Origin of the sequence: Streptomyces sp. 142MFCol3.1, from assembly GCF_000424945.1 — a bacterium.
Taxonomy (GTDB): Bacteria; Actinomycetota; Actinomycetes; order Streptomycetales; family Streptomycetaceae; genus Streptomyces; species Streptomyces siamensis.
Genome location: NZ_AUKV01000001.1, coordinates 203005 through 224479, shown reverse-complemented (window position 1 = coordinate 224479; position 21475 = coordinate 203005). Strand labels below are relative to the sequence as shown.

General features: G+C 71.8%; 17 protein-coding genes and 1 pseudogene. 12 read left to right on the top strand and 6 right to left on the bottom strand.

Going from position 1 to position 21475, the window contains the following annotated elements:
• Window positions 1–597: 597 nt before the first annotated feature.
• A pseudogene (locus H305_RS54285) lies at window positions 598–1014 on the top strand (hypothetical protein); the annotation flags it as partial.
• Between the two features lie 176 nt (window positions 1015–1190).
• On the opposite strand, the gene H305_RS0101005 reads toward H305_RS54285, so the two are convergent.
• The 3 genes from H305_RS0101005 to H305_RS55645 form a co-directional block, all read right to left on the bottom strand.
• The gene (locus tag H305_RS0101005) at window positions 1191–1724 is read right to left on the bottom strand and encodes a hypothetical protein (protein WP_028798757.1); all 534 of its coding nucleotides are present in this window, start codon (window positions 1722–1724) and stop codon (window positions 1191–1193) included.
• A gap of 225 nt (window positions 1725–1949) precedes the next feature.
• Window positions 1950–2711, bottom strand: a complete 762-nt coding sequence (locus H305_RS0101000) for a DUF4239 domain-containing protein (RefSeq protein ID WP_078628818.1) — start codon at window positions 2709–2711, stop codon at window positions 1950–1952.
• A gap of 16 nt (window positions 2712–2727) precedes the next feature.
• Window positions 2728–2856, bottom strand: coding sequence for a hypothetical protein (locus H305_RS55645; protein WP_037761960.1), 129 nt, complete (start codon window positions 2854–2856; stop codon window positions 2728–2730).
• Window positions 2857–3666: 810 nt separating this feature from the next.
• On the opposite strand from H305_RS55645, the gene H305_RS0100990 reads away from it, so the two are divergent.
• The 4 genes from H305_RS0100990 (at window position 3667) to H305_RS0100975 (ending at window position 9015) form a co-directional block, all read left to right on the top strand.
• Entirely contained in the window at window positions 3667–4611 is a 945-nt protein-coding gene (locus H305_RS0100990) for an SCO0930 family lipoprotein (RefSeq protein WP_028798755.1), read from the top strand.
• A gap of 588 nt (window positions 4612–5199) precedes the next feature.
• Window positions 5200–6012, top strand: coding sequence for an SAM-dependent methyltransferase (locus H305_RS0100985; RefSeq protein ID WP_028798754.1), 813 nt, complete (start codon window positions 5200–5202; stop codon window positions 6010–6012).
• Entirely contained in the window at window positions 6009–8144 is a 2136-nt protein-coding gene (locus tag H305_RS0100980; protein ID WP_028798753.1) for a putative bifunctional diguanylate cyclase/phosphodiesterase, read from the top strand. Before H305_RS0100985 ends, H305_RS0100980 begins: the two co-directional genes overlap by 4 nt.
• Window positions 8145–8235: 91 nt before the next feature.
• On the top strand, window positions 8236–9015 hold the full coding sequence (locus H305_RS0100975) for an SDR family NAD(P)-dependent oxidoreductase (RefSeq protein ID WP_028798752.1): 780 nt from the start codon (window positions 8236–8238) through the stop codon (window positions 9013–9015).
• 242 nt (window positions 9016–9257) lie between these two features.
• Here the strand turns inward: H305_RS0100975 and H305_RS0100970 are convergent, their stop codons facing one another.
• The gene (locus H305_RS0100970) at window positions 9258–10139 is read right to left on the bottom strand and encodes a LysR family transcriptional regulator (RefSeq protein ID WP_028798751.1); all 882 of its coding nucleotides are present in this window, start codon (window positions 10137–10139) and stop codon (window positions 9258–9260) included.
• Between the two features lie 119 nt (window positions 10140–10258).
• Between H305_RS0100970 and H305_RS0100965 the strand changes: the two genes are divergently transcribed.
• The 6 genes from H305_RS0100965 (at window position 10259) to H305_RS44125 (ending at window position 16720) form a co-directional block, all read left to right on the top strand.
• A complete protein-coding gene (locus tag H305_RS0100965; protein ID WP_028798750.1) occupies window positions 10259–10930 on the top strand; it encodes a succinate dehydrogenase in 672 nt (223 codons plus the stop codon).
• 1 nt (window position 10931) lies between these two features.
• Window positions 10932–12890 carry a fumarate reductase/succinate dehydrogenase flavoprotein subunit gene (locus tag H305_RS0100960; protein WP_028798749.1) on the top strand — a complete coding sequence of 653 codons (1959 nt, stop codon included), beginning with the start codon at window positions 10932–10934 and terminating at the stop codon, window positions 12888–12890.
• Window positions 12887–13636 carry a succinate dehydrogenase/fumarate reductase iron-sulfur subunit gene (locus H305_RS0100955; RefSeq protein ID WP_028798748.1) on the top strand — a complete coding sequence of 250 codons (750 nt, stop codon included), beginning with the start codon at window positions 12887–12889 and terminating at the stop codon, window positions 13634–13636. The genes H305_RS0100960 and H305_RS0100955 overlap by 4 nt, the downstream gene beginning before the upstream one ends.
• Before the next feature lie 98 nt (window positions 13637–13734).
• On the top strand, window positions 13735–14760 hold the full coding sequence (locus H305_RS0100950; protein WP_028798747.1) for a hypothetical protein: 1026 nt from the start codon (window positions 13735–13737) through the stop codon (window positions 14758–14760).
• Between the two features lie 158 nt (window positions 14761–14918).
• On the top strand, window positions 14919–15689 hold the full coding sequence (locus H305_RS0100945) for a GNAT family N-acetyltransferase (protein WP_028798746.1): 771 nt from the start codon (window positions 14919–14921) through the stop codon (window positions 15687–15689).
• A 227-nt stretch (window positions 15690–15916) separates the two neighbouring features.
• Window positions 15917–16720, top strand: coding sequence for a lysophospholipid acyltransferase family protein (locus tag H305_RS44125; protein WP_037762080.1), 804 nt, complete (start codon window positions 15917–15919; stop codon window positions 16718–16720).
• 163 nt (window positions 16721–16883) lie between these two features.
• Here H305_RS44125 and H305_RS0100935 read toward each other — a convergent pair whose 3' ends face one another.
• Window positions 16884–19232 carry an ATP-binding cassette domain-containing protein gene (locus H305_RS0100935; RefSeq protein WP_028798745.1) on the bottom strand — a complete coding sequence of 783 codons (2349 nt, stop codon included), beginning with the start codon at window positions 19230–19232 and terminating at the stop codon, window positions 16884–16886.
• A 97-nt stretch (window positions 19233–19329) separates the two neighbouring features.
• The gene (locus tag H305_RS0100930) at window positions 19330–20343 is read right to left on the bottom strand and encodes an LLM class flavin-dependent oxidoreductase (protein WP_028798744.1); all 1014 of its coding nucleotides are present in this window, start codon (window positions 20341–20343) and stop codon (window positions 19330–19332) included.
• 358 nt (window positions 20344–20701) lie between these two features.
• Between H305_RS0100930 and H305_RS0100920 the strand changes: the two genes are divergently transcribed.
• On the top strand, window positions 20702–21475 hold the full coding sequence (locus tag H305_RS0100920) for a nuclear transport factor 2 family protein (protein ID WP_028798742.1): 774 nt from the start codon (window positions 20702–20704) through the stop codon (window positions 21473–21475).

Below are 21475 nucleotides of genomic sequence, written 5' to 3'. Positions count from 1 at the left end.
GTGACCTGCGGCAATATCCGATTGTGTGGAATTCCTTCGGCGTGTCCTCTCACCAGGACGGACCATTCTCGAAATGCGGGCCCGTGCCCGGCATCTGAAGGTCGGTCTGGGAGGCGCTGTCTCGCCGATCCACCGGGGACGGTTCCCGGGGCGTCTTCCGCGGAGGATCACATGCGCAACGCACGCGCCCTGGCGGCCTCGGCCGCCGCGGCCGCACTCCTCGGGACGATCGCCCCGGCGGCTCTCGCCGACGGTATGGGCGGCGGCACGGGCACCCAGAACGGCACCATCGTGGGTGGCGGCACGGGCACCCAGAACGGCACCATCGTGGGCGGCGGCACGGGCACCCAGAACGGCACCATCGTGGGCGTCGTGCCCGGCACCGGCGTCGTGCCGGGCAACGGCTTCGTACCGGGCAACGGCTTCGTGCCCGGGTACAACAACGGATTCGGCTACAACAACGGCTTCAACAACGGGTTCAACAACGGCTTCAACAACGGGTTCAACAACAACCACGGGGGCAACAACGGCTTCGGGAACAACCACGGGTTCGACAACAACCACGGGTTCGACAACAACCACGGAGGCGGCTCGCGGAACATCGTCGCCCAGCCCAACGTCATCGCGGCAGGGGGCCGGCTGACGGTGACGGTCGACGGATGCCGCAACGGCGGCACCATGACCTCGCCCGGATTCGGGCGCGCCACCCTCGCCCGGGTCCCCGGCAACAACGACACGGCGAGCGGAACGGCGACCGTGAACCGTGACGCGCGCCCCGGCCCGTACGACATCACCGTCAACTGCGTCGGAGTGGGCGCACTGACCCGCCCGAACGCCTACACCGTCATCGGCGATGCGCTCAGATACCCCGGCCCGTCGAATCTCGGACTCGGTGGCAGCAGCACCACCGGTGCGACGCCCATCGACATGGCGATCGGCGGTGGCCTGGTGGCCTCGGCGGTGATCGGCGGCGGCGTCCTCTGGCTGCGCCGCAGATCCGAGAAGAAGATCTGACCGGCGTCCCCCGGAAGAGAACCGGTCCCGTCCCCCTTCGGAGACCGTTCGTCCTCCTCCGGGACCCGTCGGCCCGCGCGGAGCCCGCATGTGACAGCCCTCCGCCCCGGATGCCCCCGACAGGGCGGCCGGGGCGGAGGGTCGTGCCGCACCGGCCGTGGGGCCCTCGGAGCCCGTCATGAGTCGTCGGGCGTGGCGCGGCGGCGCGCCACGTACCACGCGGCGCCGATGGAACCGGTGACGAGAGCCCCTCCCAGGCCGATCTCCCGGAGGTCGAAGCCGTCGCTGCTGCCGCCGACACCGGCGTCGACACCCTGCTGCGCGGGGACGGTCGTCACGTCGGCCGAACCGCCGCCCGCGATCGCGAGGTCCGTGTGACCGGTCGTGCCGCCGCAGGAGAACGTCACCTCGTACACGGCACCCGGCTTGGCGTTCCGGTCGACCACGACGGTGGCGGAGGACTGTGCCGCGGGTATGCTGACGGTGTCGAAGACGCCCGAGGAGACCGTGGCCGCGTCGCTGCAGCCGGCGCCGTCCCGCTTCAGCTGGAGCGAGACCTGGCCGCCCGCGACGACCGTCGAGGGCTGGACGGCGAAACCGAACGGCGTGATGTTCGAGTCGCTGCCGTCGTCGGCGAGCGCGGTGGGTGCCGTCCAGGCCAGGAAGGCCGCGCCGAGCAGCGCGGCCGACGCGACGCGTATCGCGTGCATGGTGAAGCCTCCGGGTCCCGAGGAGCCTCGCTGCGGACCGTTCCGCTCGCGTCGGAAATGCGCCTCGACGGGACGAAACGCTAGGAAAGGGTGCGCGCGTGCGCGATCGCAGTCGCGCGAACGGGTCAGTCGTGTGGGCCGTACGGGGGACGGCGTACGTACCACCGGGGGACGAGAGCGGCGTGGCTCCCGGCCCTCGGCCGCGTGATGGTCGTCGGGGTTCCGTCACCCGGTCAGGTGCGGGAACAGCGCGGTGAACGGCTCCGCCGAGGCGGCGATGCCCCTGCTGTAGGGCGCGTCGAAGTCCCAGATCAAAAAGAGCAGGAAGGCGATCAGCGCGGAGAACAGCCCGGCGAGGATCAGCTCCCGTGCGGTGCGCCGGATCTGCAGCGCGAACACCATCCCGACGGTCACCAGGGCGCCGGTGATCAGCCCGAACCACACCACGCCCGGCATGGTCGCCCCGGTCGAGTCGGCGCGGGCGTTGCGCGCGGCGTCCGCCGCCGTGACCTGGTCGACGAGCGGCTGGTACGCCTGGGCCTCGAAGTCCGACTTCGGCTCGTAGTCGGTGACGTCCTGGCGGATGCGGTCGAGGAGCCGGCCGCCCTCGGCGGTCATCCGGCCCTTCTCCATCGCCTTCCACTCGGTCGTGACGACGTGACCGGCATAGGCGTTGACGTCGTCACGGACGCGGTCGCGCACCTCGGGCGGGTAGACGCGGACCCGTTCCGAGATCTCGTGCAGGGCCTGGGCCTCTGCCTGCACATGGTCCTGCGCGGCGCCCCGGGCCTCCCAGACACCCGCGATGGCCAGCCCGAGAACGATGGCGTACACCACGCCGATCATCATCGTCATGTACTCGATGACGTCCGGGGTCTCGGACGGATCTTCGTCCTCGCGGGCCCTGCGGTGGCGCACGAGCACCACGATGAGTACGACGACGCACGCGGCCGCCATCGCGAGGGCGAGAACAAGCCAATCCGACAAGGTTGCCTCCTGGGGGTCAGCGCGGGCGCAGCGCCGCGACGGCGAGCACCGCGGGCGCGGTGATGAGCAGGGTGAGCGAGACGAGGGACGGCCCGCTGCGCGGCGGGTGCTGGTGCGGTGCGGCGTGGTACGCCGGATAACTCACCGGCGTCGGCGACGGCTTGGGGCGCTCGGGCGGCGGCTTCGGTGCCGGCGGGGGAGCGGGCCGTCGTACGACGGGCCGTGGCTCGGGCGCCGGAGGAGACGGGGGTGGTGGAGGCGGTAGGTCCGGCTTCGGGGGACGAGGCGGCTTCGGCGGAGGCGTCGGTTTCGGGGGCGGGGTGGGCTTCGGCGTGGGGGGCGGAGTCGGCGTGGGCGTGGGCGGGCAGGGCGGCGTCGGCGTGGGGGTCGGGCACCAGGCGGTGTCCCCGGCCACGGCCACCGCGCCGCTTCCCGCGGCGGCCACCGCCGCTGTTCCGTCCGGGCCGGTCGAGGCGTACGCACAGGCGTCGGCCGAGGCCGAGCCGCTCGGTGCCCCGGCGAGGATCCAGGTGAGCGTCAGCAGCGTCAGCACCCGTATGACGAGGGCGGATCGGGTCCGCGGAGGTCCATGCACGACCGAGATCATGGAGCGATCGCGGCCGGGCCACGCCGGAGTGCCGGGGGAATGCCCCGAAGGGAGGACGCCTGCCCCGTCGCGGTTTGACGGCCGGGAAGAGCGGGCCGGACGGGACCGCACACGTGCGCCAGGGCGGCGCGGGCGGGGCGCGCGCAGCGGGTCCGCACGCCTGCGCCGGAATGCAGGCGGAACGCGCCGGTGACATGCGCGCTCGCGCGCCGGGGCGCACACCACGTCACAGGTTCCGGAAAGAATTTTGTGAGCCGGTTGAACACTCCCGCCACCCCCGCCCGTACCTAGGGCCATGCGCGGCGCAGCAGGGCGCTGCAACACTTATGCGAACAGCGGGAGTTACCAATGAAGACCTCCTGGCGGAGCGCCTCGCTCGTAGCGACAGCTGCGGCCGTGCTGGCGCTCACGACGGCGTGCGGTCAGGATCAGGGCGCCCAGTCGACGGGCAGCCAGAACGTGGGTGCGACCGCCGCCGCGGGTGATTACGGGACCGGCACCACCGCCGGCAACGGCTACGGCGCCGATTCCAAGGACCAGCAGAGTCCCGCCGCCCAGGCGGAATCCGCAGGTCAGCTCGATGTCACCGAAAGCACGAAGCTCGGGAAGGTGCTCACCGACAGCGCCGGCTTCACGCTGTACCGCTTCGACAAGGACACGGCCGAGCCGCCGAAGTCGAGCTGTGACGGCGACTGTGCGAAGGCCTGGCCGCCCGTTCCCGCCGAGGGTGCCGAGGCGGCGACCGGTGTGGACAAGGCCCTGCTCGGCGAGGTGACCCGCTCGGACGGCTCGAAGCAGCTGACCATCGGCGGCTGGCCGATGTACCGCTATGCAAAGGACACCAAGGCCGGGGACACCAACGGCCAGGCCGTCGGCGGCACTTGGTACGCCTCCGCCCCCGACGGCAAGAAGGCGACCCTGGCCGACCTGCCCGGTCTCTCCGTCCACAAGGACCCGAAGCTCGGCGACATCATCGTCGACAAGAACGGCATGACCGTCTACCGCTTCATGAAGGACCAGGCCTGGCCCGTCTCCAAGTCGGCCTGCACCGGTGCCTGCCTGGAGAAGTGGCCGGCCGTCGCGCCGGTTTCCGAGGACGACACCAAGGGCGTCAAGAAGAAGGGCCTCATGCCCTTCACCCGCCCGGACGGCATCAAGCAGATGACGGTCAACTGCTGGCCCATCTACACCTTCTCCGGGGACAAGGCTCCCGGTGACACCAACGGTCAGGGCGTGGGCGGCACGTGGTACGCCGTCGCCCCCGACGGAAAGCCGGTCGGCGCGCAGAAGTAGTTGATCACCTCCCCAGGGTTGATCGTCTCGCCCGGAGAACCACGGAGCGCGGAAGGGAGTGGACGCAGACAGGCAAGTGTGCCGGACCAACGGAACAGCGCGCGCGACCCCGGTCCGCCCCCTCCGCACCGCAACGGAGGGGGCGGACCGTTCGGCGTGCCCGGGCCGGTGCGGCCGGTCGGGCGTGCCCGGGCGGCACACGGAGGCGGCCGATCGACGCCAGGTGCCGGCGGCGTCCTTGCGCCGACGGAAGTTGACGGAGTCCGTCCGGACTTCAAAGATTTCCGTGATCTCCGGCCGACGGTGAATGGCCGTCGGTGAACGGGCCGATGACGGCGCCTCTCCGGACGACGTGACCACGCTTCGTAACTCCTCCGAGCTTTTTGGAATGCTTCGGAGCGATTTCGCAGGGGCGGCGCACCGCTTGTTCGTGAGCGGTTCGCGGGACGTCAATTCGGCACTTGCCGGAGGCAGTGACCGGGAACGGATGGTCAATTTCCGTTTTGGCTCGCCCGTTTGGCGGGCGATCAGTAGCCTCAGCTCGAACACCGGATCGCCTACGCCGTCGCCTACGCCTTGGAGAGATAGATGGAGCGTCCCGCCTGGGCCCCCCGCAGCATTGACATCTCCATGCCGAGCGTGTCCCGTATGTATGACTACTACCTGGGCGGTTCGCACAACTTCGAGGTCGATCGGGAAGCGGCACGCAAGGCGATGGAGTTCATGCCGGGACTTCCCAAGATCATGCAGGCGAACCGCGCGTTCATGCGCCGTGCCGTGCGCTTCGCCGCGGACGAGGGCATCGACCAGTTCCTGGACATCGGTTCGGGCATCCCCACCTTCGGAAACGTCCACGAGGTCGCCCAGTCGGCAAGGCCCGGCGCGCACGTCCTCTACGTCGACCACGACCCGGTGGCCGTCGCGCACAGCGAGGCCGTACTGCGGGACGACGACGACGCGGACGTCCTCGCCGCCGATCTGCTCAAGCCCCACGAGATCCTGGCGAGCCCTCAGCTCCAGCGGCTGATCGACCTGAACCGGCCGGTCGCCCTGCTTCTCGTTGCCATACTTCACTTCGTGGAAGACGCGGACGACCCGTACGGAGCGGTGGCGGAGCTGCGCGACGCACTCGCGCCGGGCAGCCTGCTCATCGTCACGCACGCCTCGTACGAGGGGATTCCGCTCCCGCCGGAGCGGGCCGAAGGCGCGGTCGACGTCTACAAGAACATCCGCAATCCGCTGATCATGCGCTCGCGCGAACAGATCGCGCGGTTCTTCGAGGGGTACGACATGGTGGAACCCGGACTGGTGCCGATGCCGGACTGGAGGCCCGACACGGCATCGGAGGACGAGGATCCCTATTCCTTCTCCGGGTTCGGCGGCGTGGGGCGCACCGCGTGACCGCCGAGCCGGACGGGCCGGAAGACAGACTGCGCCGGTTCGCGACGATCTGGAGCCGGGCGGTGTTCCCGGTGACTTCGACGTCGCTGACCCGGCCCGAGTTCGAGCAACTGCTGATCCCGCTGGCCCGGCGGCTGAGCGACGCGCTGCGGGCCCGGACCTTCGAGGCGGCCGAGGGCCACGCGGTCGGCGCCGCGCTCGTGGGAGCGCACTGCACGGACCCGGAAGCGCTCAGCCGCGCACTCGACTGCGTCGACGCCTACCTGGTGCTGTACTGCGGAGAGGACGGGCCGCAGGAGGCGCTGCGGACCCGGTCCGCACGGCTCCAGCACGCCATGGCCGCCGGTTTCGCGCAGGCCCTGCGGGAGCGGACCCTCGCCGAACAGGAAGCCATCTCCCGGGCGGCGCTGAGCGCGAGGAGCGCGGTCGCCGAGGCGCTGCACGCCAGCGAGGCCCGCTTCCGCGCGGTCTTCGAGGGCGCGGCCATAGGAATCGGCATCGCCGACCTGGAGGGCAACGTCCTCCAGGTCAACGGGGCGCTGCTGCGCATGTTCGGCGGCTCCGAGCAGCTGATGCTCGGCCGCAAGGTCCCCGAGTGGACCCACCCCGAGGACGCTCCCCAGGTCTGGCGGCTGTACGAGGAACTGGTCCGCGGCCAGCGCGAGCACTACCACGTCGAGAAGGCCTTCTACCGGCCCGACGGAACGGCCCTGTGGACCAATCTGACGGTCTCCCTGCTCCGCGACGCGGACGGCGAACCCCAGTACCAGCTGGCGCTGATGGAGGACACCACCGAGCGGCGGCTGCTGAATCTGCGGCTGCGCTACGAGGCCACGCACGACGCGCTCACCGGACTGCCCAACCGCACTCTCTTCTTCGAGCGCCTGGAGAAGGCGCTGTCCGCGGGCGACGGCCAGCGCTTCGGCCTGTGCTACCTCGACCTCGACGGCTTCAAGACCATCAACGACAGCCTCGGGCACGCGGCCGGGGACCGGCTGCTCGTCGAGGTCGCCGACCGGCTGCAGTCCTGCGCGACCGCCCCCGGCGAGATGGTCGCCCGGCTCGGCGGCGACGAGTTCGTCGCGCTCACCACCGGGCCCGGCACCGAGCACGAGGTCGACGAACTCGCCGGGCGGATCATGAACGCCCTCGTCACGCCGATCAGCATCGACGGCCGCGAGCTGACCGTGCGCGGCAGCATCGGCATCGTCGAGGGACCGGCGGGGGAACGCGGTCCCGCCGAGGTGCTGCGCAGCGCCGACATCACGATGTACCGGGCCAAGTCCGCGGGCGGCAACCGCTTCGAGCTGGCGGATCCCGAGGCCGACGCCCGCGCCATCACCCGGCACGGACTGACCACCGCGCTGCCCGCGGCCCTGGACCGGGGCGAGTTCTTCATCGAGTACCAGCCGCTCGTGCACCTCGGCGACGGCAGCGTCCGCGGCGCGGAGGCGCTGGTCCGCTGGCTGCACCCGCAGCACGGCGTCCTCGGCCCCGACCGGTTCATCCCGCTCGCCGAGCACACCGGCCTGATCGTGCCGCTCGGCCGCTGGGTCCTGGAGCAGTCCGTGCGCCAGGCCCGCGCCTGGCAGGAACGCCACGCAGACGCCGGCCCCCTGAGGATCAACGTCAATCTGTCGCCGTGCCAGCTGACCCACCCCGGCCTGGTGCAGGACACGGTCGACATCCTGGAGCGCGAGGGACTCGACGCCGACGCGCTGTGCCTGGAGGTCACCGAGTCCGCGCTGATCGGCGCCGACGACGACCTGCTGAAGCCGCTGCGCCGGCTCGCCGAGATGGGCGTCGACATCGCCCTGGACGACTTCGGCACGGGCTACTCGAACCTCGCCAACCTGCGCCGGCTGCCCGTGAGCATCCTCAAGCTGGACCGATCCTTCACCCAGGGCATGCAGCAGTTCCCCGCGGACCCCGTCGACCTGAAGATCGTCGAGGGCATCGTGTCCCTCGCCCACTCCCTCGACCTCGCGGTCACGGTCGAGGGTGTGGAGACGGGCGCGCAGGCCGAACAACTGCGGATACTGGGCTGCGACACCGCACAGGGCTGGTACTACGCCCGCCCGGGACCGCCGGAGCGGCTGCACGAACTGGCCCTGGTGGACGCCACGGGCTGAGACCGCGCGCGTGCCGTGGTCTCCTGGAACGGGCGGCCAGGGTGCGGGCCCCCCGACTCCCGGCACTCCCCACGGGCAGGAGCTGAGCGGCATGGGCAAGGAACTCGAGGGCCGGACCGCGGTGGTGACCGGTGCCAGCAAGGGCATCGGGCTGGCGATCGTCGAAGCGCTCGCCGGCGCGGGAGCGAGGGTCGTCGCCGGGTCCCGGACCACGACGAAGGAACTGGACGCGCTGGTCGAGCAGGGCTCGGTCGTCTGGTTCCCGGCGGACCTCGCCGAACCGGACGCCGCCGAGCGCCTGGTCGCCGCGGCGGACGGGCGGATCGACATCCTGGTGAACAACGTCGGTGCCGCCCCGGCCCGTACCGGCGGCTTCCTGTCGGTGACCGACGAGGACTGGCAGCGCGTCGTCGACCTCAATCTGCTGACGGCCGTCCGGGTCACCCGGGCCGCCCTGCCGGTGATGCTGGACGCGGGCGAGGGCTCCGTGGTGACCGTCGCCTCGGTCAACGCCACCCTGCCCGACCCCTTGGTGATCGACTACAGCGCGAGCAAGGCCGCCCTCGTCGCCTTCTCCAAAGCGCTGTCGAAGGAGGTCGGCCCGCGGGGTATCCGGGTCAACACGGTCAGTCCGGGGCCGGTGAAGACCGAGCTGTGGCTCGGTGGCGACGGAGTGGCCGCGACCGTCTCCTCGGCCGCCGGGATCACGCCGGACGACGTCGTCGCAAAGGCCTCCGCCGCCACGGTCACCGGCCGTTTCTCGCTGCCCTCGGAGGTCGCGGAGACCGTGCTCTTCCTGGCGGGCGACCGAGCCCGCAACATCACCGGAAGCGACCTGGTCATCGACGGCGGGTTCATCCCCACCTGGTGACCGCTCGGTGGGAGTGCCGCCCCGCGGGCCTGACTTCGGTCGATGGCGGTCCCGCCGGCGCGTCCCGGCCGCCGGACGCGGCGGCTCTGGTCTTGCCCGGGTGAGCGCTCGGTGGGTGTGCCCCGCCCGTCGGCCCGGCGGGGCCGACTTCGGCCGGTGACCGCCCCGCGGGCCAGCCCCGCCCACCGGCCCCCGCGGGCCTGCCCCCGGCCGGGCGTGCCTCCAGGCGGAAGGGCCGCCCGTCAGCGCTCCAGCAGCATCCGCTGGAGTTCCCGCGCCGCCCGAGGCGGAGCCACGTCGCTGCGGTGGGCCAGCGCGATCGTCCGGTGCAGCCCTGGCCGGGCCAGCGGGGTCACCCGCAGCCCCCGCCCGGACCGCGTCGCGACCATGCGCGGGACGACGGCCACGCCGAGTCCCGCGCGGACGAAGCCGAGCACGGCGTCCATCTCGCCGCCCTCGACGGCGAAGTCGGGCTCGAAGCCCTCGGCACGACACGCGGCCACGGTCAGTTCTCGCAGGTCGTAGCCGTGCCGGAACATGACGAGGCGCTCGCCCTCGAGGTCGGCGATGCGCACCGTACGGCCGGTGCCCGGCGCGGGCGCGTCCGGCGACGACACCACCACCAGGTCCTCGCGCAGCAGCTCCAGGGTGGTCAGCGCGGGAGACGGGGTGGGGAGAGGAAGGACCACGAGGGCGAGGTCCAGGGCGCCGCGCGCGAGTTCCCGTACGAGATCGTGCGAGCCGCCCTCCTCGATGAGCAGCCGGATGCCCGGATACCGGTCGTGGAAGGCGCGCAGCACATCGGGGAGCAGGCCGGTGCACAGGCTCGGGGTGGCACCGAGGCGGACCCGGCCGCTGCGCAGCTGGGCCAGTTCCTGCACCTCGTGCCGGGCCGTGTCCGCGTCGGCCAGGATGCGCCGGGCCAGCGGCAGCAACGCCTCGCCCGCGTCCGTCAGCGTGATGTTCCCGCGCGCTCTCTGGAACAGGTCCGCCCCGAGCTCCCGCTCCAGCGCCTTGATCTGCTGGGACAGGGACGGCTGCGCGACATGGACGAGATCGGCGGCGCGGGTGAAGTGCCGGGTCTCGGCGACCGCCACGAAGTACTGGAGCTGCTGGAACTGCACATCTCGACGATAGCCCATGCCTATGGAAACAAGCTGGACCATGTCTTGGACCGATCGGCCCTGTGGGCCCTAGCTTCGACGGCATGGCTCTGGCAACGCGGACGGACCGACGACCGTCCATGACGCGTACCGTGTGGGACAGCTCCGTCGGCAAGAAGACCGTGATGGCGGTCAGCGGCCTGATGATGCTGCTCTACCTGGTCGCGCACATGATCGGGAACCTGAAGATCTTCTTCGGGGCCGGCGAGTTCAATCACTACGCCCACTGGCTGCGCACCCTCGGCGAACCCGTCATGCACTACGAGTGGACCCTCTGGGTCCTTCGCGTGGCGCTGGTCGTCGCGGTCGTCGCGCACGCCGTCTCCGCGTACCAGCTCAGCCGCCGCGACATCAAGGCGCGCCCCAGCAAGTACGTGCACAAGAAGGCCCGGGCGAGCTACGCCACGCGCACCATGCGCTGGGGCGGGATCATCCTCGGCCTTTTCATCGTCTGGCACCTCCTGGACCTGACGGCCGGCACGGTGCACTCGGGCGGCTTCCAGGAGGGCCATCCGTACCAGAACGTCGTGGACACCTTCTCCACCTGGTACGGCAACGTCGTCTACATCGTCGCGATGCTCGCGCTCGGCCTGCACATCCGGCACGGTTTCTGGAGCGCGGCACAGACCCTCGGCGCCGGCCGCCGCAGCCGCGACCGCGCCCTCAAGGCCGGCGCGAACGCCCTCGCGCTGGTGCTGACGGCGGGCTTCATCGCCGTACCCGTCGGAGTCATGACCGGAGTGGTGAGCTGACATGACCGTATCGTCCGAATACGCCGCGTACCGGACCGGTGAACCGGTCGCCGACGCCAAGGCACCGCAGGGCCCGGTCAACGAACGCTGGGACACCCGCCGCTTCGAGGCCAAGCTCGTGAACCCGGCCAACCGCCGCAAGCACACCGTGATCGTCGTGGGCACCGGTCTCGCGGGCGGTTCCGCGGGCGCGACGCTGGCCGAACAGGGCTACCACGTGGTCCAGTTCTGCTACCAGGACTCGCCCCGCCGGGCCCACTCGATCGCCGCGCAGGGCGGCATCAACGCGGCGAAGAACTACCGCAACGACGGCGACTCCGTCCACCGCCTCTTCTACGACACCGTCAAGGGCGGCGACTTCCGGGCGCGGGAGTCCAACGTCCACCGGCTGGCGCAGATCTCCGTGGAGATCATCGACCAGTGCGTGGCGCAGGGCGTGCCCTTCGCCCGCGAGTACGGCGGCCTCCTCGACACCCGGTCCTTCGGCGGCGTCCAGGTCTCCCGCACCTTCTACGCCCGCGGTCAGACGGGCCAGCAACTGCTGCTCGGCGCCTACCAGGCACTGTCCCGGCAGATCGCCGCGGGCAACGTGGAGATGCACCCGCGGACCGAGATGCTCGACCTGATCGTGGTCGACGGACGGGCGCGCGGCATCGTGGCCCGCGACCTGATCACCGGCCGCATCGACACGTACTTCGCGGACGCCGTGGTCCTCGCCTCCGGCGGCTACGGCAATGTGTTCTACCTGTCGACGAACGCGATGAACTCGAACGCGACCGCGATCTGGCGCGCGCACCGGCGCGGCGCGTACTTCGCCAACCCGTGCTTCACCCAGATCCACCCGACCTGCATCCCGCGCACCGGCGACCACCAGTCCAAGCTGACGCTGATGAGCGAGTCGCTGCGCAACGACGGACGCATCTGGGTGCCGAAGGCGAAGGGCGACACCCGCCCCGCGAACGAGATCCCGGAGGAGGAGCGCGACTACTACCTGGAGCGCATCTACCCGTCCTTCGGCAATCTCGTGCCCCGGGACATCGCCTCCCGTGCCGCGAAGAACGTCTGCGACGAGGGCCGCGGTGTCGGCCCCGGCGGTCAGGGCGTCTACCTCGACTTCGCGGACGCCATCCGGCGGATGGGCCGCAAGGCGGTCGAGGAGAAGTACGGCAACCTCTTCGACATGTACGCCCGGATCACCGCCGAGGACCCGTACACGGTGCCGATGCGGATCTACCCCGCCGTGCACTACACGATGGGTGGCCTGTGGGTCGACTACGACCTCCAGACCACCGTCCCCGGCCTGTTCGCGATCGGCGAGGCCAACTTCTCCGACCACGGAGCGAACCGCCTCGGCGCCTCCGCCCTGATGCAGGGCCTCGCCGACGGCTACTTCGTCCTCCCCTCCACGATCAACGACTACCTCGCCCGCAACCCCCACCACGACGAGGTGACCGACGAACACCCGGCCGTCCAGGAGGTGCTGGCCGAGACGGAGGACCGGCTGCGGCTGCTCCTCGCCGTCGACGGCGACCGCACCCCGGACTCCTTCCACCGCGAAGTCGGCGAACTGATGTGGGAGTTCTGCGGCATGGCCCGCACCGAGACCGGACTGCGCAAGGCGCTGGAGCGGATCCCGCAGATCCGCGAGGAGTTCTGGCGGCGCATCAAGGTCCCCGGCACCGGCGAAGAGTTCAACCAGTCGCTGGAGAAGGCCAACCGCGTCGTCGACTACCTGGAACTCGCCGAGCTGATGTGCCTCGACGCGCTGCACCGCTCCGAGTCGTGCGGCGGGCACTTCCGCGAGGAGTCCCAGACCCCGGACGGCGAGGCCGCCCGCAGGGACGAGGAGTTCTCCTACGCGGCGGCCTGGGAGTTCACCGAGACGGGCCAGTCCCCCGTCCTGCACAAGGAAGACCTCGTCTTCGAGTACGTCCACCCCACTCAGCGGAGCTACGCATGAAGCTCACCCTGCGCGTCTGGCGCCAGAAGAACGCCGACGCCGAAGGCGCCATGTCCACGTACCAGGTGGACGACATCTCGGCCGACATGTCCTTCCTGGAGATGCTCGACACCCTCAACGAGGAACTCATCCTCAAGGGCGAGGACCCGGTCGCCTTCGACCACGACTGCCGCGAGGGCATCTGCGGCGCCTGCTCGCTCGTCATCAACGGCGACGCGCACGGCCCCGAACGCACCACCACCTGCCAACTGCACATGCGGTCCTTCCAGGACGGCGACACCATCGACATCGAACCCTGGCGTGCCTCGGCCTTCCCGGTCGTCAAGGACCTCGTCGTCGACCGCTCCGCCTTCGACCGCATCATCCAGGCCGGCGGCTACATCACCGCCCCCACCGGCGCCGCGCCGGAGGCCCACGCCACGCCCGTGCCCAAGCCGGACGCCGACTTCGCCTTCGAGCACGCCGAGTGCATCGGCTGCGGCGCCTGCGTCGCCGCCTGCCCGAACGGCGCGGCCATGCTGTTCACCTCCGCCAAGATCAACCACCTCAACGCGCTCCCGCAGGGCGCACCCGAACGAGAGTCGCGGGTGCTCGACATGGTGGCCCAGATGGACGAGGAGGGCTTCGGCGGCTGCACGCTCGCCGGGGAGTGCGCGACGGCGTGCCCCAAGGGCATCCCGCTGTTCTCCATCACCAGCATGAACAAGGAGTGGCTGCGCGCGACCCGCTCGTCGGGCAAGCGCTAGCCGTACGTCGTTCGCCGTAAGGGTGCGGACGGGCGGGATCGGGAGTGGTGCTCATCCCCGGTCCCGCCAGGCACCCCTGCCGTCGGTAGGCTGCCGGCATGATCTTCGACAACAACGGGAGGGAGCGGTTCCTCGAAGCCGTCACGGACTTCGAGGCCGCGGTGCGCGAGCGGGATGTCGACCGTTCGGAACGCGCGTTCGGAGAGTTGTACCGGCAGTTCGGGGACGCGGGGCAGCGGGAAGTCGGCCGGGCGGCACCGCTGTTGGCCGCGCTGCTGCCCGAGGTGCCCCCGGGGCCGCGCGGCACCGTGGCCGTGCTCGTCGGGGCCTGCGTGGAGCGCGGCGCCGACGCCGGGCCCTGCGCGCCGCACGTCTTCGCCGAACTCGCCGAGACGCTCGCCGCCGCCGGTGAATTCTGCGAACGCTGGGAGGAGACCGGCGGAGGGGACTTCCCCGACCCGGAGGGCGGTGCGCCGGACCCGGCGCTCTTCGACCGCGTCGGGGCGGAACCGGCCCTGGCCTGGATGACGCTGCCCCAGTTCGAGATGGCGTCCGTCGCCATGCTGAACCACGCCGGGGTGCGCGGCGCCCTCGACAGCGCCCTGCGCAACCGGCTGCTGCGGGCCACGCGGACCGTCGAGGAGGCCTCCGGACACCACTTCAAGTGCCTGACGTACGCCCTGCTGGTCCTCGACGAGCCGCTGATCGTGCTGCACCGCCCGACCGGAACCGGTTACGCGATGCGCATGCGGGGCATCGGCGACAACTTCCAGCTGCACACGCTGGTCGCCGACGTCCTCGTCGGCGGCGGCCACATACCCGGCCGTGCCCCGTCCGCGCAGGAGGCCGCGGTCTGCCGCGACCAGCCAGGACAGGTGCACACCACCGGCTCCTTCAACCTCGTCGCCCCCACCGGGGAGTGGGTGTGGAACGAGGGGACGCCCAGCGACATCCCCGCCGTCGACGGAGTCCGGCTGCTGGTCCTGGACCCGCCGGCCTACGAGCGGAGCTGGCCCTCGGGCCGGTTCTTCCCGAACATGACGGGCGACCTCGTCCTTGAGCGGGTGCTCGCCCCCGAGGAGGCCGGGCGCCTGCTCGCCCGGTGCGTGACGAAGGGCGGCTGACCGGGCCGGGGACCCGGCGTTCAACAACCCCACATCCACTCTCCTGGCACAGGTCACGCGCACGCCAACCGGCATCGGAAGAACAGGAGCGCACGGACCGGACACCGCTGGTCCGCGCCCGCCGCACCGCCGAACCGGCCCGTGACCAGGAGAGTGCCATGACCGGCGTTTCCACCCTCGACACCCCGCCCCAGTCCGTCGCCCCCACGCGCTACACCGTCACCCTGGCCCGCGACGAGGCCGACGTGCGAGCCGCACAGCGACTGCGCCACGACGTGTTCGCCGGGGAGATGGGTGCCCTCCTGTCCACCCCGGAACCGGGCCTCGACGTCGACGCCTTCGACGCGTACTGCGACCACCTGCTGGTCCGGGACACGGTGACCGGCCAGGTCGTCGGCACCTACCGGCTGCTGCCGCCCGAGCGGGCCGCGATCGCCGGACGGCTGTACTCGGAGAGCGAGTTCGACCTCGGTCCGCTCGCCCCGATCCGCTCCGGGCTCGTCGAGGTGGGCCGCTCCTGCGTGCACCCCGACCACCGCGACGGCACCGTCATCGGACTCATCTGGGCGGGGATGGCCCGCTACATGGTGGAGGGCGGCCACGAGTGGCTCGCCGGCTGCTGCTCCATCCCGCTCGCCGACGGCGGCACCCTCGCCGCGGGCACCTGGGACCGTGTCCGCACCCGGCACCTGGCACCCGAGGAGCACCGCCTACGTCCCCTGCTGCCGTGGAACGCCGAGGGCGTCACCCGGCCCGCCCGCGCCGAGCTTCCGCCGCTGCTGCGCGGCTATCTGCGACTCGGCGCCTGGGTCTGCTCAGAGCCCGCCCACGACCCGGACTTCGGGGTCGCCGACCTGTACGTGCTGCTGCCGATGAGCCGGGTCGACCCGCGCTATCTGCGGCACTTCCTCTCCCTCGTCCCGGCGTGATGAGCACGCACGACGTGGGAGCGCCCGGTACGGGGGCGCTCGGCGCGGGACCGGCCCGGCCGGGTGCCGGGAGCCAGGACCGGTCGCGCGCCGACGCACCCGGGCCTTGGTTCCGGCCGGACGCCCCGCCGCCGGGCGCCCGGGAACGGGGAGGTAACGAAGCCGCCGCCCCGGAGCGAGGCCGTGCCGGAGCCGCCGCACCGCCCTCCGGCACCGGCAGCGCCTGGCTGCCCACCGCGCCCTGCTCTCCGGGGGCCTGTGTGGAGTCGACGGCGTCCTGGACCGCGGTGCCCCGCGCCGTGCTGCGGCTCGCCGCGGTCCTGGCCGTCGTCCTCACCGGGGTCCTGCTCGCCCCGGGGATCGCCCGGATGCGGGGGGTGTCACGGGACAGGATGATCCGCCGCTGGTGCCGGGCCGTCGTCCGGGCGAGCGGCGTACGGACCAGGATCACCGGGACCGCCGCGCCCACCGGTGGCCTGCTGCTCGTGGCCAACCACGTCTCCTGGCTCGACATCCCGTTGCTCGCCGCGGTCCGCCCGGCGCGGATGCTGGCCAAGACCGAGGTCCGGGCCTGGCCCGTGGCGGGAGCCATCGCCGCACGCGGCGGCACCCTCTTCATCGAACGGGACCGGCTCCGCGCGCTGCCCGGCACGGTGACCCGTATCGCCGAGGCCCTGCACTCCGGCGCGGCCGTCATCGCCTTCCCCGAGGGCAGCACCTGGTGCGGACGTGCCCAGGGCCGCTTCCGCCGCGCCGTCTTCCAGGCCGCGCTGGACTCGGGAGCGCCCGTGCAGCCGGTGCGAGTCCACTACCGGTCGAGCGGGGGAGAGGAGAGCACCGCCGCCGCGTTCGTCGGCGACGACTCGCTCCTCGCGTCGCTGTGGCGGGTCGCCACCACCCGCGGCCTGGTGGCCGAGGTCGAGGTACGGCCACCGATCGCGTCCGGCAACCACCCGGACCGCCGGGGTCTGGCCGCGGCGGCGCAAGGGGCGCCGGACTGGGTGCGGACACAGACGGCAGTCCACCCCTGAAGCCTCAAGTCTCTTTGTCTGCAAGGGAACTGGAGTCGAGGGCCGAAGTGCCGATTCATCCGGGTCGGGTGCGGGGGACCCTGGGACACCTGCACCGAGATGATCAGCCGCTTCACCGAACCGGTGTTCCTGGGGCTCGCCGTGCTCGCCGTCCGCGGCCGGATCAAGCGCGGGTGATCAACTGCCGTGCCAGATAGGGGGCGGTGCGGCTGCCCGCGGAACGTGCCACCTCCGCCGGCGGGCCCGCCGCGACGATGTGGCCGCCCGCGTCGCCGCCGTCGGGGCCGAGGTCGATCACCCAGTCGGCGCCCGCGACGACCGACATGTCGTGCTCGACGACCACGACGGTGTGGCCCGCGTCGACCAGACCGTGCAGCTGGCGCATCAGCACCTCCACGTCGGCCGGGTGGAGACCGGTGGTCGGCTCGTCGAGCAGATAGAAGGTGTGTCCGCGGCGCACCCGTTGGAGTTCGCCGGCCAGCTTGATGCGCTGGGCCTCGCCGCCGGACAGCTCGGTCGCGGGCTGGCCGAGTCGGAGATAGCCGAGGCCCACGTCCAGCAGCGTGGCCAGACTGCGGGCGACGGCCGGGGTGTCGGCGAAGAAGCCGGCCGCCGCCTCCACCGTCAGGTCAAGGATCTGGGCGATGTTCCTTTCCCGGTACGTCACTTCGAGGGTCTCGGGGTTGTAGCGCGCCCCGCCGCAGGCCGGGCACGGCGCGTAGGTGCTGGGCAGGAACAGCAGCTCGACGCTGACGAAGCCCTCGCCCTGGCAGGTCTCGCAGCGGCCCCCGGCGACGTTGAAGGAGAACCGGCCCACGCCGTAGCCGCGACGGCGGGCCCCGTCCGTCCCGGCGAAGACCTTGCGTACGACGTCGAACAGCCCCGTGTACGTCGCGAGGTTCGAACGCGGGGTGCGGCCGATGGGCTTCTGGTCGACCGTGACCAGACGCCCGACCCCGTCCAGCTCCTCGGTCACCTCGCCGATCAGCGTGGACTTGCCGGAGCCTGACACCCCGGTGACCGCGGTGAACACACCGAGGGGGAACTCGGCTGTGACCCCGCGCAAGTTGTGTCGGGTGACCGGCCCGACCTTCAACTGGCCACGGGCCGGGCGGATTTCGCGTACCGGCGCGGGGGACCGGTCGAAGAGGAAGCGGGCGGTCGCCGACTCCGGCACGCCCTCCAGTTCCGCGACCGGGCCGCTGTGCAGCACCTGCCCGCCGTGTTCACCGGCGCGCGGACCGACGTCGACGAGCCAGTCCGCGCCGCGGACGACGTCGAGGTGGTGCTCCACCACGAACACCGAGTTGCCCGCGTCCTTCAGCCGGTCCAGGACCGTGAGCAGAGCCTGAGTGTCCGCGGGGTGCAGCCCGGCGGACGGTTCGTCGAGGACGTACACGACTCCGAAAAGGCCCGAGCGCAACTGCGTGGCCAGACGCAGCCGTTGCAGTTCGCCCGCCGACAGCGTGGGAGCCGGCCGGTCGAGACTGAGATAGCCGAGACCGAGCTCCACGACCGGCGCGACACGCGACCTGAGGTCCTCGGTGAGGACCCGCGCCGCCTCTCCGCTGCCGTGCAGCGCGCACCCCAGCTCGGTCAGCGGCAGCGCGGCCAGTTCGGCGATGGTACGCCCCGCGAACGTCACCGCCAGCGCCTCGGCCCGCAGCCGGCTGCCGCCGCACACCGGACACGGAGCACTGGTCAGGAACCGCTCCGCCTTGGCCCTGAGCGTCGGGCTCTTCGTGTCGGAGAAGGTCTTCATGACATAGCGCCGGGCACTCATGTACGTGCCCTGGTACGGGCGTTGGATCCGCTCCGCGTCCCGCACCGGGTGCACGGTGACGACCGGCTGCTCGTCGGTGAACAGGATCCACTCCCGCTCCCCGGCGGGCAGTTCCCGCCAGGGCCGGTACACGTCGTGGCCGAGCGTGTCGAGGATGTCCCGCAGGTTCTTGCCCTGCCAGGCGCCCGGCCACGCGGCGATCGCGCCCTCACGGATCGACAGCGACGGATCGGGGACCAGCAACTCCTCGGTCGTACGGTGCACTCGTCCGAGCCCGTGGCACTCCGGGCAGGCCCCGGCCGCCGTGTTCGGCGAGAACGCGTCCGAGTCGAGCCGCTCCGCGCCCGGCGGATAGTCGCCGGCGCGGGAGAACAGCATGCGCAGCGAGTTGGAGAGATTGGTGACGGTGCCGACCGACGAGCGCGACGTGGGTGTCGACCGGCGCTGCTGGAGGGACACCGCGGGCGGCAGCCCCGTGATCTCCCCGACCTTCGGCGCGCCGACCTGGTGGATCAGCCGCCGCGCGTACGGCGCGACAGACTCGAAGTAGCGGCGCTGCGCCTCCGCGTAGATCGTCCCGAAGGCCAGCGACGACTTCCCGGAACCGGACACGCCCGTGAAGACGGCGAGCACGTCCCTCGGCACGTCGACGTCCACGCCCCGCAGATTGTGCTCGCGGGCACCCCGGACGCGGACGTACGGATCGAGGGGACCGTGGGGGCTCGGCATCGGGGAAACTCCTGTGGGGGCCTTGGGGGCCTTGGGGGCCTTGGGGGCCTTGGGGGCCTTGGGGCCGGTACGGCGGCACGGGGCAAACCCCACGATTCTAGGCCGGGCTCAGTCCCGCGACCCGGGCCAGCCCGCGATAGGAGTCGAGCAGGGCGTCCCGGTCGTACGTGCTCGTCGTGACCAGTACCTCCTGGGCGCCGGTCTCCTTGATCAGCGTCGCGAGTTCGTCGGCGACCTGGTCCTCGGTGCCGGCGATGTGGCCGATGAGTCCGGACTCGTAGAAGGCGCGCTCCCTGCCGTTCATCGTGAGGGCCTCCACCCGCTCGGCGGGAGGCAGCGGCGGGAAGGTGCCGTGCGTGCGGGAGTACGCCGTCGACCAGGCCTCCGCAAGCAGCAGGCGATGTGCCCTCTCGGGGGTCGCCGCGACCGCCACCGTGCCGGAGACGACGACGTACGGCTCCTGTGCCCAGAAGGACGGCCGGAACGCCGCGCGGTAGTGGTCGACGCCGCGCAGCATCTTGTCCCGGTTCCTGAGGTCCCCGATGACCATGGGCAGGCCCGCTCGCGCCGCGATGCCGGCGCCCTCGCCCATGGCGAGCACGAAGGGCGGCACGGTCAGCCCCTCCGGCGGGCGCGCGTGCACACCGGTCGGGGAGGTGCCGCGGAACCAGCCGAGGAGTTCGTCGAGCTGCGCCGCGAAGTCGTCGCTCGTGGCAGCGTCCTTGTCCCGCCCGAGCGCCTTGCGCACACCGTCCGTGAAGCCGACGGAGCGGCCGAGCCCCATGTCTATCCGCCCGGGGAACAGGGACGCGAGCACGCCGAACTGCTCGGCCACGACGAGCGGCCGGTGGTTCGGCAGCATCACTCCGCCGGTGCCCACCCGTATCGTGCGCGTGGCCCCGGCGACGGCGGCGGCCAGGACGGTGGGCGCGGATCCGGCGACCCCCGGCACCCCGTGGTGCTCCGAGACCCAGATCCGGTGGTAGCCGAGGGCTTCCAGGTCCTGCGCCAGGCGCACGGTGTCACGCAGTGCCTCGGCCGGCTCGTGCCCCTCCCGGGTGCGCGAGCGGTCGAGTACGGAGAAACGGGTTTCCGCGATCACAGAGCTCACAGGGGGTTCAACGCGTGCGGGCCCTCAGGATTCCCGGTGCCGGTGCCGGTGCCGGTGCCGGTGCCGGTACCCGTGCCCGTGGCCGTGCCTGCGCCGGTCGTCCGTGCCGGTACCGGCGCCTGTGCTCGTATCTGCGACTCGGACAGCGGCCGCGCCCGTCCCCCGGTGCGCGGGGGAGCCGGCTTGAACCGGCACATGCATCCGAGTGTGAGAGTGAAGGATCCTTCACCGTCCCCGCGCCGCGGATGCCCGGCGACGTCACCCGCACGCGCCGGGTGCCAGGCCGCTGCGGTCGCGCCCGGCCGCGTACAGGCACACGATGCGAAGACGAACGTCTCGCATTCTCACTGGAGTACTCATGGTCTGGATTCCTCAGATCACGGATCTCGTCGAGCGGCTCGGAGCGACCGACCTCGCCGGTGCCCTGCGCGACCCGGGCACGGCCACCGTGCCGGTGGCGCTCGACGACCCCGGCGCCGGGCGCATCTGCGGCGTGGGCGTCCTGGCCGCCTGGCTGGCCGAGCAGGAGAAGTGGCGGACGGAGCACGCCGTCGTCGTGGAGCCGGCCGCCGTCACGGTCACCGGACGGCGGGCCGTGGGCGAATGGGTGGTGCACCTCGACGGGCCGGACGGCCGACGCATCGGGCTCCCTGTCGCCGTCGCGGTGGAGCCCGCCTCCACCATGCCGGTGCGGATCTACCACTCCCGGTGGCCGCTGCTCGGCCGTCACGTCGTACGCCCCCCGCTGGTGCGGCACGCCCCGGACGCGCACGCCTCCGACGTCGTGGACGTCTACCGGGCGGCCCTCGCGCAGGGGGACGTCGCCGCAGTGGTGGCGGCCTTCGCGCCCGACGGCTACTTCCGCGAACCGTCCGGCGAAACCCACCGGTACGTCGGCACCGCCGCGCTCAACGACCTGTTCAAGGGCTTCTTCGCCGCGGGCGGGGGCATCCCGCTGAAGCTGTGCACCGTCACGGACGACGGCACCCGCAGCGCCGTCGAGTACGTCTGCGACCGCTGGGGTGACGCCGACCTTCCGCCGCAGGCGGGTCTCGTCGTCTGCACGCGCGGCGAGGGTGGCCTGATCTCGGCCGTGCACGTGTACGACGACGTGGAGGCGCCCGTCGGGTAG